This is a genomic window from Nitrosomonas sp. Is79A3 (assembly GCF_000219585.1).
Lineage (GTDB): Bacteria > Pseudomonadota > Gammaproteobacteria > Burkholderiales > Nitrosomonadaceae > Nitrosomonas.
Genome location: NC_015731.1, coordinates 2761323 through 2774220, shown reverse-complemented (window position 1 = coordinate 2774220; position 12898 = coordinate 2761323). Strand labels below are relative to the sequence as shown.

Sequence of the window (12898 nt, the reverse complement as noted above, 5' to 3'; positions counted from 1 at the left end):
TATTGAATTACAGAAAGGGGTTTCTGGATTTGTGCGGATGAGTGAGGATGTCGGTTCGGGGTTTCTTCTGGCACCATCAGCAGCATCAGATTTTCTCTCCGTTGTTATTCGTCACAAACAACCAACAGCCTAAAGCCAGATACTTAAATTATTTGAGGCGCATGCACAGTCTGATGACAACTTGCACCTTGCTTATAATATGGGATTTTAACATGCAAATACAAGATTGATGTGAGGGCAATTTGTTGATGCGGCGATTAGTTAAACCAGTTTTTGCAAAACCCCAACATTGACTGAATCGTTCTGATCGGTATTCCTCGCGATAAGGCGTTAACTGATTTTCGAGTTTTTCTATTGCATCCCAGGTTCATTCCTTTCCCGCATCAGTTGGTGTACGCTGCGGTCTTTTATGCAGAATAATGCGACTGGCGTTGTAATTCTATGATAACCGGTGTCATCAAAAATCAAGTCGACCAAATCTGGAACACCTTCTGGTCAGGCGGCGTGTCCAACCCGCTGTCGGTGATCGAGCAAATCACCTATCTGTTGTTCGCCAAGCGGTTGGACGAGCTGCATACGGCGAAGGAAAAGCAGGCCAACCTGCTCGGCGAGACCCTCGACAATCCGATTTTTGAACCGCAGCAAAGCGATCTGCGCTGGTCGCGCTTCAAGGATTTCGACCCCGAGCGTAAGTTCACGGTGTTCAAGGATCAGGTGTTTCCGTTCATCAAATCGCTCAATGGCCGCGCGGGCAGCGCGTACACCCGTTTCAAGAAAGACGCGGTGTTCATCATCCCGACGCCAGCGCTGCTGGATAAAGTCACCAACATGATCGACGCTATTCCGATGCACGACCGCGACACCAAGTTAGACTTATTTGTTTTAAAAAAGAGACTGTCGCAATGAGTAAGGCCCCAGATTTGCGAGAGATTCCAGATCTGCCTGAAGAAATTATTCAAGCTGGTCTTGATGGAGACTTAATTCTCTTTGTAGGAGCAGGTGTATCTATGCTGCTGGGGTTGCCATCTTGGGCAGGATTGGCTAGTAAAGCTTTGAATACCCTTCAACAAAAAGGTTTATTGAATTTCTCTGAGTTAGAGCACCTAAAAAATTTAGACCCAAAAAAACAACTATCAATTGCAAAATTGATAGCTGAAGAGCATAAATTTGATCTCAATTTAAGAGAATATTTCTCCACGAAGGATGAAAACAAGAATATTTACCAACCGATTAATGATATCGGATGTACTTGTGTCACAACAAATTACGATACCTATCTGGATCCAAAGTTTCATGTAAATAAAGACGATCATTCAAAATCAGTAAAACCGGAGAGTGGAAAGCGCATTACTAACAAAAATGAATTTCATGCGAAGTACCTTGATGCTCCAGGTAATGTAATTCATTTACACGGCGCTATCAGTGAGCAAGAGACTATGATAGTCACCACAAAGCAATATCTTGAACACTATGACGATGAGAATGTAAAACATATTCTTCGTGAATTATTCACAAAGAAGACTGTGCTATTTATAGGATATGGCCTTGAAGAAGTTGAGATTCTGGAGCACATACTGAGAAGAGGTACTGCATTACCAACTAGTGATCGGCGTAGATTTGCATTGCAAGGCTATTTTAGAAGTCAAGAGCCACTTTATAAAAATTTACATCACTATTATGAAAAATCATTTGGTGTCCATTTAATTGGATTTATACGAGATCATAAAAATTACGCTCAACAAGAATCCATTTTTAGAGACTGGGTTTTACGGATACAAATAAGAAAACCCACTCTTGTCGTCGATATCGATCGAATTAATGAGGTGCTTGGTAATGACTAAGCTCACTGCAGATGAGCTTGATTTGTTAATAAGAATCGACGATAAAGAAGAGCTACGTCCGTTTTTTTTTCGAAAAGCCAAAGGTCTGAAATGGTTTGATTCTTTGGAAAAGCGCGGTTATTTCAATTCTGATCAGAATCCACCGCCTGTAGCAGCTAAGGAGGAAGGATATATGAGTGTTCCTATCTGGCCCGCACTAGACTATTTAGTTACCACAAGCCCTGAGTTATGTTCCAAAGAAAACAAAGTATACGCAGAAAAATTCATGGAGCTTATCCGATCTGTAACAAATTATGCCATTGAGCACAAGTTTAGTAATTTTCGAACTTGGTGGCAGTTCTCAAAGATCATACAAAATATTCTGCCTGCACTGATTCAAGAAAATGATATTGAGCTATTCGATTACTGGTTAAGTGATCCATTTGATCGGGGTCTCGTAGCTGAAGAGATAGGTGAGAAATGGCTTGTATCATTACTTGAAAGTGATGATAAACATTGTAAGGAATTGGCAGGCAAACTTCTTACCATAATTTATAAGCCGGAATTTCCTGAGATTAAGGGCGTATCGGGAGATCGGAAAGAAATGGTACTTCGTTCCGGTTCATGGGAAGCAAAAAGGATCTCGGAAAGAGTTGTGAACAAAGCGGGCAGAGTGCTTGGGTTAAAAGCAACTCACATATTCCAAGATCAGCTTGAACTTATTTTGGTTAATTTAGATAACGACAAATGGTCATCAGTTTGGCGTCCGGCCATTGAGAAGCATGAACAAAATCACAGTGCCAATGATACTAAAGATATTATTCTTGAAGCATTTCGAGATTCAGTGTTGGCATACATTGAAACTTCCCGAGCAAAATCTCGTGAATATGTAGAGGAACTTCTTAACAATCGCTTCGAAACAATTAGACGAATTGCTTTATATGTAATTGATCAGCAATTCAAAGAGCTAAATGCCTATGTAGATCGGGTCATCACGGTCCAGTATTTTGCTAGCAATTTTCGCCATGAATTGTGGCATCTATTGAAGAATCACTATAACGAGTTGAAACCTAAACAAAAACGCCAGGTATTGAAAATAATCGAAAATCTCACTGAAACAGATGAAACCGGACAGAAGCAGGAAAGTTGGACTGCTTACAGTCAATCGACATGGCTATCCGCTATCAAAGACTATGATGGCAATGTTGCTCAGCTTTATCGGCACTGCATAAACATTGTTGGCGGAGAACCGGAGCACCCTGATTTTTCGAGCTACATGACTAGCGGAAGGGTGGATCACAAATCACCTTTCAGCGAAGAAGAGCTACTTTCATTTAGTACTGATGAACTAGTAAAACAGCTTGAGGCTTATCGAAAGACTTATAAGCCATCCATAAAATTTAATGAACCTAGCTTAGAAGGTTTTGCAAAGGCGTTGCGTCAAACTGTGAAAGCAGAGCCACTACGCTTTCATAATCAGTTGCACAAATTTTCCAAAAGTGACTTGTCCTTCATTTATGAATTAATTGAAGCATACCGTGAATTATGGTCTGAAAAGATTCAATTGCCTTGGGATGAGATTTGGAGTTCTCTGCTAGATTTTTGCCAGAGTGTTATCAAACAAGCCCGATTCTGGGCTTCAGAAAATGCGGAGGAAAGGAGTTCATTTGTTGCAAACAGGCATTGGATTGTCGGTAGCATCGGAACATTGATCGAGACAGGTACTAAATCCGATGAGCATGCTTTCAGCGAGAAGTTTCTAAAACAAGCGGAGAAAGTGATTCTGATACTTCTGGAAAAGCAGAAAGGCGAAGAATTCAAGTTAGAAGACGATCCAGTGAGCGTGGCAATCAATAGTCCTCGTGGACACTGTATTGAGGCGCTTATTAATTTAACTCTTCGATCTTGCCGCTTGGCAAATAAGCAAAGTGGAAACCATGCAGCGATATGGACTCACTTTGAGCCTATTTATAGTAAAGAGTTGGCACGAGCAGAAAAGGGTGAATATGAGTTTGCAACCCTTGTTGCCAACTACTTTCCTAATTTTCTATATATGTCGAATGAATGGCTATTGGAAAATCTCGATAATATCTTTGATCAGCATAATTATCAGAAGTGGTTGTGTGCCATGAATGGTTATGCTTATGTCCATACAGTGTATGAAAAAATCTATAAATATTTAAAGGAAAAAGAGCATCTTATTCGCGCTTTGGATGATGAAAATCTCAGAGATAGAGTAAATGAAAAGATCATTCAGAATATTGTAATCGCTTATATCAATGACTATGAGAAATTAGAAGATGAATCAAGCATGATTCATCAATTACTTGTTCGTGGAAAGCATGAAGAACTTAGCCAATTAATTTGGTTCATCTGGACACAACGAAAAGATGAAAATCTTCATGCCAAGGTTTTTGAATTATGGCCGTGCCTCTTGAAAGCTATTGATATGAGCAATCGGGAAGGCAGAAAGCTGGCATCAAGGCTTTGTGATTGGTCAGTCTTTATTGATGAGGTGAATGAAGGAAATAGAAGTTTACTGCTGGCAATTGTCCCATTTGCGGGGGAGGAATTTAACACTCCTGATGTACTTGAAAGCATCGCCAAGATTAGCAAAAAACAGCCATCCGAGGCTTACACGATATGGCTTAGATTGCTTGAAGGTACTAGCATGGATTTTCCTGAAGAAGCGATACGAGCTGCGCTTACTAATTTGGTAAATGCAGGGCCAGATGGGCAACGCCGAGCAAAAGAAATCGTTAGCAAATATATTGAAGCTGGTAATGAACGTCCGCATAAGTGGTTACGAGAAATCACAGAGCCGGGGCAAACTGGCTGAGTATCTTTGCTGGATTGTGCTGTATATCAGAAAAATGAAGCGAGCCTAAGATTGATCGAAATTGCTGGTATTGGACAGATCACAGCCAGTGAATCCTGACGCATGGTTGTAATTTCTACTTTCGTAAAATCATCGGGTGAAAGCTTGGCAAAACAGTAGATGTCCCTGTATGTTACGCTAGCGGGCCAAAACCCTACTTATTACTATTTAGATCGACGTTACATAACCGCATATAGACAGATAAAATGATCGAAGCGAATAGCTCTTCTACAATTGGCTATCTTACTCTTACGCAAAACGGCCGGATTTTGGAAATAAACCCGGCCGCTTCCCAGCTTTTGGGAATGGAACGTGACAATCTACTGCAGAGAGATTTTTCCGTTTTCGTGGCGCGTGAAGATCAGGATCGCTGGAGTTTGTGTGCAAGTGGCCACAACGAGCAAGGAAACTTACAACTGCTATTGCAACGTTACGATAGCACCGCTTTTCAGGTGCAGTTGCAATACAAACATCAGAGCGATGGGACGGGTAGTCCGATTATTCGCATCTTTCTGATCGAAAGTATGCAGCACAAGCAACCGGAAACGACCCAAGATGCACGCAATAGCCGGGAGGATTATTTATTTTTATTCTCTCCGGTAATTGTTTATACCTGCGATGTCTTTTCTCCCTATTCAGCGAAATTCATCAGTACGAATCTGACCAAGATTCTTGGTTATACCGTGGAGGAATTTCTTACTACACCGAACTTCTGGGCCGATCATTTACATTCTGAAGATCGCGATAGAGTGTTTGCCAATTTCCCGCTGTTGTATTTCTCCGGTATGCAGCTGCATGAGTACCGGTTTAAACACCGGGACGGCGGCTGGAAATGGATCAGGGATGAGCTCTATATGATTCCGGGAATGAATGGCAATTCCATAGAGGTGATCGGTTATCGAAGTGACATAACGGAAAGCCGGGAAAAGGAAGTCGCACTGTCCGAATCACGTAACTTGCTCAAAACTATTGTTGACACAGTGCCGGCGGGGATTTTCTGGAAAGATAAGGATTTGCATTATCTGGGTTGTAATCCGAACTTCGCTAAAGATGCCGGTGTGGAATCCCCTCGGGAAATTATCGGCAAAGTTGACTACGATTTAAGCTGGACCAAGGAGCAAGCGGATCATTATCGTAATGATGACCGGCAGGTGATCGATTCAGGTATCCCCAAACTTTATTATGAAGAGTCATTGAATACTCCCGATGGAAAAACCATTTGGCTGCAAACTTCGAGAATACCGTTGCGTAATACGCACCAGGAAGTGATCGGTGTGCTCGGTATCTATCAAGATATAACGGAACAAAAGCAGGCAAACGATTCCATGCGTTTGGCAGCGGCAATCTATCAATTTGGTAATGAAGCGATCATGGTTACCGATGAGAGTAACTTGATAATGGCAGTTAATCCAGCCTTTACCCGTATCACGGGATATGAATTGGCAGACGTGATCGGCAAGGATCCGCGTATTTTCCAATCGGGACGCCACAAGAAAGCTTTTTATCAGAAAATGTGGCAAAAGCTGCTTAACGAAGATCATTGGCAGGGCGAGATTTGGGATATGCACAAAAATGGCAGCATTCAAGCAAAATGGCTGAACATCAGTGTTATTCGCCAATCCGATGAACGCATTTATTGTTATGTCGCGCAATTTTCTGATATTACCGAGAAGAAAAAGCTGGATGAACTGTACTTGGCGCAAGCGAATTACGATGAGCTGACTCGTTTACCCAATCGAAATTTATTCAAGTATCAATTGAATAAGGAAATCAGAAAGTCACGCCGCAACGGTTCTTTGTTGTCATTGCTGTTTCTCGACTTGGATCATTTCAAGGATATCAATGATACGCTTGGTCATGCTATCGGGGATAAGCTACTCAAGGAAGTTTCCCTGCGCATTACAAAATGTGTGCGTGAAACCGATACCGTGGCACGTCTGGGCGGGGATGAATTTGCGGTAATTTTGCCTGATGTTAACAGATCACGCATTGAGATGATCGCGCAGAATATTATTAATGTGCTCAATCAACCATTTATTCTTGATCAGAATCAGGTCGAGCAGTACATTTCAACCAGTATCGGTATCGTTCTTTATCCGCAGGATGGCGTTGATATAGAAAGCTTAATGAAACACGCGGATCAGGCAATGTATAAGGCAAAACTGGAGGGACGCGGCCGTTTTTGCTACTTCACACGCTCCATGCAATACGAAGCCTTTGAAAAAATGATACTGACACATCACCTCAGGAATGCATTGGGGAATAATGAATTACAAGTTTACTATCAGCCGATTCTGGATTTATTTTGTAAACGTATTATCAAGGCGGAAGCGTTATTACGCTGGAAACATCCGGAACGCGGCATGATTGAGCCGTCAATCTTTATTCCGCTTGCAGAGGAAAGCGGTTTAATTCAGGAAATTGGCGAATGGGTGTTTCAGCAAGTTTGTTTTGATATTAAACGGTGGCACAACGCATTTGGTTATCTTATCCAAGTGAGTGTCAATGTATCCCCGATTCAGTTTAAGTATTTCAGTAATCATTCCTGGTCTGCAAGTCTTGCTCAGTTAGGATTACCTGGAAATAGTATTAATGTGGAAATTACCGAAGGGTTATTGTTAAAAGATGCGAGTAATGTAAAGGATCGATTGCTGGAATACCGTAATGCAGGAATAGAAGTTTCTATCGATGACTTTGGCACTGGTTTTTCCTCGCTTTCCTATCTCAAGAAATTTGACATTGATTATCTTAAGATTGATCGTTCTTTTATTAGCAATTTGATTAACAATGAAACGGATCGTGCTCTGGTTGAGGCTATTATTGTCATGGCGCATAAATTGGACATTAATACGATCGCTGAAGGTGTTGAAACGATGGAACAGCAAGATCTGCTGATTCAATTTGGCTGTGACTATGCGCAAGGTTTTTATTATTCTGAGGCCATTTCAATGGAAGCGTTTGAGAAATTGCTCGTTGATCAGCAGAATTAGAAAAATAAACTACCTGATTTAGGATCTACCCGAAGTGCTGTATTAATTGTATTAATAGTGAGTCTCCGGGTAATTGTCATTTCGAGCATGGAGAGAAATCTATGTTGTTGATTCTCAAAGATTCCTCATTATGTTCGGAATGACAAAAGTGGGTTATTCAGAGACACTTTAAAATTATGACGCTGGCGTTGCGCAATAACAGTTGTGTATCGTTTCGCAAAGATCGAGTTATTTTATAGGTTTCCTAACGTATGGATTACAAAATATTATTGACGGTTTTCGCCACTGTGTTTATCGCGGAACTAGGAGATAAAACGCAATTGGCAACAATGCTGTTTGCCGCCGACAAGGAAGTCAGCAAGTTAACGATATTTCTTGGTGCATCATTGGCATTGATAGCGGCTTCCGCCATTGGTGTTCTGGCGGGCAGCGTCATTTCCGATTACATCAGCGAAAAACACCTGCATTATATTGCGGGTGCGGGATTTATCCTTATCGGCGCATGGACGCTGATAAAAGCCTGAGAAGGAATTACTGATTGCTCATTTCTTTAAGCGTAAGGTAACGCAGAGACCGCCGGTTGGATTATTTTCAATCGCCAGTTCCCCGCCGTAAACCTGAATGATGTCGCGCACAATGGCCAAGCCAATGCCGTGACCGGGCGTAGATTGGTCGGCGCGCACACCGCGTTCCAGAATTCTGGCGATTTCATGCGGCTGTATGCCTGAACCATCATCTTTGACCTGGATAACCACTTGGTTTTCCTGATATTCGGAGGATAAATGGATGTTGTGGCGGCACCATTTAAAGGCGTTGTCGACCAGATTGCCGAGCAATTCCATTAGATCGCCTTCGTCGATACGCAGACTGATAGCTTCATCAATTTCGATGGTTATTTCCAGATGCTTGTTGCGATAAGCCTTTGCAACGGTAGTCACAATTCTGTCGACCATTGGCCGCAAGGTGATTAACCCCATGCCCGGAGAGCTGCCGGCGGTTGCGGCGCGGCGCAACTGATACTGGATGATGTTATCCATGCGGTCAATTTGTTCTTGAATCGTTTTGCGCCGGTTTTGCTCGTCTTCTTCGCCATGGATCGCACCCTGGAGCACTGCCAGCGGTGTTTTGAGGCTGTGCGCTAAATCGGCCAAACCATTACGGTAGCGTTTCTGCTGTTTGTGTTCGTGGTTGATCAAAGAGTTGATACTGTCGGTTAACAGCTTTAATTCGCTGGGATAAACACCTTTCAGGCTTTCCTGCTGGCCGGATTCGATCGCGGCAAGCTCGGTGGAAACCTTACGCATCGGTTGTAACCCCCAGCGTAATACCAGCATTTGCGTAACCAGAAGCAATACAGCCATGACACTGAGCCATCCCCACAGGTCTTCGCGATAACGTTCTATTTGTGCTTCAAATAGCACAGTGTCAATGATGACATTGAAAGTCAGCGGATAACTGCCCGATTGCGTTGCCCATGCGACGCCGTAGCTGTATATAAAATGTGGTTCGCCGTCGATTATGATTTGCGCGAATTCGTTTTTTCCTTTTTCAAGCAAAGGCACTTCCGGTATTGGTTTGTTGAGTGAGGAAGTGGATTGCCAGGCAATGCTATTGGTGTGGTCAATGACGAATGCATAAGCGCCTGAGTTCAGATGGGCAAATTCTGCGTCGAGCAGATTGGTTGGAATATCCAATGCGCCAGAATCTTCGACTTCCGCATCGCCCATTAGCATGAGCAGCTTTGTCAGCAGACGGTCTTGAACGCCTAAACGGGCGCTGTCATAAAAGGCGCGATCCAACGCCAACGCAATTCCAACGATGAAAATCAGTAAAACCAGGGTTGCGCTGAGCAAAATGCGCTGATTTAAGGACATCATGAAGATTTGTTGCACTCCAGGGTAAAGCGATATCCCCGTCCACGCATGGTTTCTATCGGATTCAGAGTGCCCTTCGGATCCAGTTTGCGGCGCAAACGCCCGACCATGACTTCGAGAACATTGCTGTCACGGTCTTCATCGTGCGGATAAAGATAGTCGGCCAGTGTGTGTTTGGAGAGAATCTCACCATGGTGGCGCACCAATTCTTCCAGCAGGCGGTATTCAAATGATGTCAGTTCGATGGTTTCTCCGTTGACAGTGACCGACTGGGCTGTAACATCCAGTGTAATGGGACCGCATTTTAATAATGCTTGCGGTATGCCGGTTGCACGGCGCAGCAGCGCTTTGACTCTGGCTTGCAGTTCCTCCATTTGAAACGGCTTGGTGAGGTAATCATCAGCCCCCATTTCCAGACCTTGAACTTTATCTTGCCAGCCGCTTCTGGCGGTTAGGATCAGAATGGGCAACAGACTGCCTTGCTCACGTAGTGCCTTGATAATTTCCAATCCGGATTTGCCGGGCAATCCGATATCAATTATGGCGGCATCCAAAGGGTATTCCGTGGCAAAAAATAATCCTTCCTCGCCGTCACTGCAGGTGTCAACCATATAACCCATGGATTCCAGTTGCTGGCGAATCTGGTTTTGTAATTTGATTTCATCTTCGATGACTAGGATGCGCATTTCATTATTTTTGAAAGAAAGAGAAAAAGGTCTGAATTAGTGGATGGATATTACCGATCCATCCGTTGCGTTGATCAGGATAGTGTGCACTGTGCCTTGACTGCTGAGTATTTTAATTCGATAAATATTGTCATCATGATTGATTGCGAGCACACGGCCTTTGAAATGCTGTTGTGCAATCGCAATCGCTTTTTGCTCGGTGATGCCAGTGAGCGGGTTGCTGCTAGTGCGATAATAGTTTGAGGCACTGCTTTGCCACCCGGCCATTGCTTGAGTGATTGGGCCAGCCATTAACATCACAATCACTAAAATTTCCTGCCATCTATTCATAACTCAACAGTCCTGCGTACTGAGGGTAGAAGCCGAACGATAATAGGTACTGCAACCGTGCCTATTACCATTTTTTCGTTTCAGAAGCGTAACATAAAGCTTGCATTTCCGGTATCAATGCCCATCATTCCATGAGGAGGAGCGCCATAAACCGGTGCTGGATAGTAATAGTTATACCGTGGTTGCGGGTAGTATGGCCGGTTATAGCCACGAGGTTGACTATAAATATAATTGTATCCATTCAAATGGTTGTGATTTTTTTGGTGGTGATGGCCGTGACGATGACCGTGACCATGATGACCTCTGCTCGCTTGTGCTAATGTGGGCGCTGCTAACGTAAATGCTAATAGCATAATGATTAAAAGGCTGGGCAACATTGTTTTTTTGGTTTTCATTTTATGTCTCCTTTTAGTTAATCGGCTTAGATTCATTCTTGTTGGTGTTAATTTACACAGGCGGATATGAATGGAAACTGAATAAAGGGCGCCTCTAAAAAAGATGCCGAGATATTGCAAAAGATCGCGAAAAAAATTGAGAGAACAGATTTTTTAAAATTTTGTAATGCAGGAAGATTGATGATGATCAAAACAACAATTGATGTACATCAACCATTTTGGACATTTGTACGAAAAAATAAAGTTTGGGTATATACTGAGAATAGTCTGAACTGATTAGCCTCAGAGGAGTGGATCGCAGGTTTTTCCTCGAAGTTGCAGTCCGGCTGCTGGGATTTGCCCAGAAGTATTCATGTTATTAATGTGTTGTTAAAGAAAGGAGTAATTGTCATGCGAGCTATATCAACAACGATTGCAGCGGGAACATTGGTCTTTTTCATGAGCACCCAGGTTTGGGCATCTGATGCAGGGCATACCTCGGAAGCAATGGAACATGCAGGTAAGGCCCAAGCACATGGAGAAATGGGGCATGCCAAAGACGCGCTCCAGCATGCTAAAGACAGCTTGGCGCATGCTAAGGCATCAAGAGATGACCATGCAGCATCCCATCAGCATATGGATGAAGCGATCAAGCATTTAGAAGAAGCGATTAAGCATGCTGATATGGGGCATGGACCTGAATCTGCAAAGCACACTGAAGAAGCCATGAAACATATGCGCCAATCCGGTCATTGATTATTCAGGATCAATAAGTCCCTCGGCATTGCCGAGGGACAAAGTCTCTAGTCTTTCGCACCCATTTCTAATGCCAATTTTCTGGATAATTGCGCTGCTTTCTCGGTAACTGTTATATCCAGCCATCCTTGTAGGTGCGTGCAGGTAATATCGGCCAACGCCTGGATCCAGTCGCTACGTTCATTGAGACAGGGAATGTAATGAAATTCCTTGCCGCCTGCCTGTATAAAAATATTTTTCGCTTCTATGGCAATTTCTTCCAAAGTTTCCAGGCAATCGGATACAAAACCAGGGCATATCACATCGACACGTTGTGTTTGTTCCTTGCCCATTTGCTCCAGGGTTGCCGCGGTATATGGTGTCAGCCATTTGGCTTTGCCAAAGCGCGATTGAAAGCAAACGGAATATTGGTTTGATTCTAAAGCCAATGCTTCAGCCAGTAATCGCCCTGTTTTTTGGCAGGCACAGTGATAGGGATCGCCTTTATCCAGGCTTGCTCGTGGCGTGCCGTGAAAGCTAATAATCAGCTTGTCAGGACGGCCATGTATGCCCCAGTAATCCTGAACATTCTGTGCCAGTGCTGCGATATAGCCTGGATGATCATGATATTGCTTAACGGTACGAATGGAGGGTAAATTGCGCATCCGGTTTAATACCGAAAAAACATTATCCATCGCAGCAGCAGTACTGCTGGCAGCATATTGAGGAAAGAGTGGAATGACGAGAATGCGCTCGCAACCCTGTTCCTGCATTTTTGCCATAACTGTCGCAACAGAGGGTTTGCCAATATTCATTGAGTATTCAACAATGGGCGGGTTCTGCAACCGCATTTGTAATGTTTCCCGTAATAATTTTGTTTGCCGTTCGGTATGAACCTTGAGCGGTGATCCTTCCGGCATCCAGATTTTGGCATATTTTTCAGCCGAAGCTTTAGGTCTGAAAGGTAAAATAAAACCGTGCAGGATGGGCCACCAGATCAATCTGGGTACTTCAATCACCCGAGGATTGCTCAGAAATTCTTTAAGATAAGGACGCAGTGCCTGGGCAGTAGGTGCATCAGGCGTACCCAAATTAATGAGTAATACCCCGGTTCGATTCGGTGATCCGTGTTGATAGATGGATTTGGAAGTCATAGAAATAAGAGTTTGGTCTGTTTAAGATAATAGAATTCTGTGTGGCAACGGTTGTTA

At 43.3% G+C, this 12898-nt stretch carries 11 protein-coding genes; 6 read left to right on the top strand and 5 right to left on the bottom strand.

Annotated features, from left to right (window positions below; genetic code table 11):
• The first annotated feature begins 441 nt into the window (after positions 1-441).
• The 5 genes from NIT79A3_RS12800 to NIT79A3_RS12780 all read left to right on the top strand — a co-directional run bounded on the left by NIT79A3_RS12800 (position 442) and on the right by NIT79A3_RS12780 (position 8212).
• On the top strand, positions 442-906 hold the full coding sequence (locus tag NIT79A3_RS12800) for a type I restriction-modification system subunit M N-terminal domain-containing protein (RefSeq protein WP_013966605.1): 465 nt from the start codon (positions 442-444) through the stop codon (positions 904-906).
• Complete coding sequence (locus NIT79A3_RS12795) at positions 903-1841, top strand: SIR2 family protein (protein ID WP_013966604.1); 939 nt, start codon at positions 903-905, stop codon at positions 1839-1841. Before NIT79A3_RS12800 ends, NIT79A3_RS12795 begins: the two co-directional genes overlap by 4 nt.
• Positions 1834-4659 carry a hypothetical protein gene (locus tag NIT79A3_RS12790; RefSeq protein WP_013966603.1) on the top strand — a complete coding sequence of 942 codons (2826 nt, stop codon included), beginning with the start codon at positions 1834-1836 and terminating at the stop codon, positions 4657-4659. Before NIT79A3_RS12795 ends, NIT79A3_RS12790 begins: the two co-directional genes overlap by 8 nt.
• 245 nt (positions 4660-4904) lie before the next feature.
• Complete coding sequence (locus tag NIT79A3_RS17945; protein ID WP_013966602.1) at positions 4905-7688, top strand: EAL domain-containing protein; 2784 nt, start codon at positions 4905-4907, stop codon at positions 7686-7688.
• Between the two features lie 251 nt (positions 7689-7939).
• A complete protein-coding gene (locus tag NIT79A3_RS12780) occupies positions 7940-8212 on the top strand; it encodes a TMEM165/GDT1 family protein (protein ID WP_013966601.1) in 273 nt (90 codons plus the stop codon).
• Positions 8213-8230: 18 nt separating this feature from the next.
• Here the strand turns inward: NIT79A3_RS12780 and NIT79A3_RS12775 are convergent, their stop codons facing one another.
• The 4 genes from NIT79A3_RS12775 to NIT79A3_RS12760 all read right to left on the bottom strand — a co-directional run bounded on the left by NIT79A3_RS12775 (position 8231) and on the right by NIT79A3_RS12760 (position 10973).
• On the bottom strand, positions 8231-9565 hold the full coding sequence (locus NIT79A3_RS12775; RefSeq protein ID WP_013966600.1) for an ATP-binding protein: 1335 nt from the start codon (positions 9563-9565) through the stop codon (positions 8231-8233).
• Positions 9562-10248, bottom strand: a complete 687-nt coding sequence (locus NIT79A3_RS12770) for a response regulator transcription factor (RefSeq protein ID WP_013966599.1) — start codon at positions 10246-10248, stop codon at positions 9562-9564. The genes NIT79A3_RS12775 and NIT79A3_RS12770 overlap by 4 nt, the downstream gene beginning before the upstream one ends.
• A 36-nt stretch (positions 10249-10284) precedes the next feature.
• Positions 10285-10578: a PepSY domain-containing protein gene (locus NIT79A3_RS12765; protein WP_013966598.1), complete on the bottom strand. Its 294-nt coding sequence runs from the start codon at positions 10576-10578 to the stop codon at positions 10285-10287.
• A gap of 80 nt (positions 10579-10658) precedes the next feature.
• Positions 10659-10973, bottom strand: a complete 315-nt coding sequence (locus NIT79A3_RS12760; protein ID WP_013966597.1) for a hypothetical protein — start codon at positions 10971-10973, stop codon at positions 10659-10661.
• 390 nt (positions 10974-11363) lie between these two features.
• Here NIT79A3_RS12760 and smbP point away from each other — a divergent pair, with 390 nt between their 5' ends.
• Positions 11364-11708: a small metal-binding protein SmbP gene (gene smbP, locus NIT79A3_RS12755; protein WP_013966596.1), complete on the top strand. Its 345-nt coding sequence runs from the start codon at positions 11364-11366 to the stop codon at positions 11706-11708.
• 47 nt (positions 11709-11755) lie between these two features.
• Here the strand turns inward: smbP and hemH are convergent, their stop codons facing one another.
• A complete protein-coding gene (gene hemH / locus NIT79A3_RS12750; protein ID WP_013966595.1) occupies positions 11756-12841 on the bottom strand; it encodes a ferrochelatase in 1086 nt (361 codons plus the stop codon).
• Positions 12842-12898: the final 57 nt, after the last annotated feature.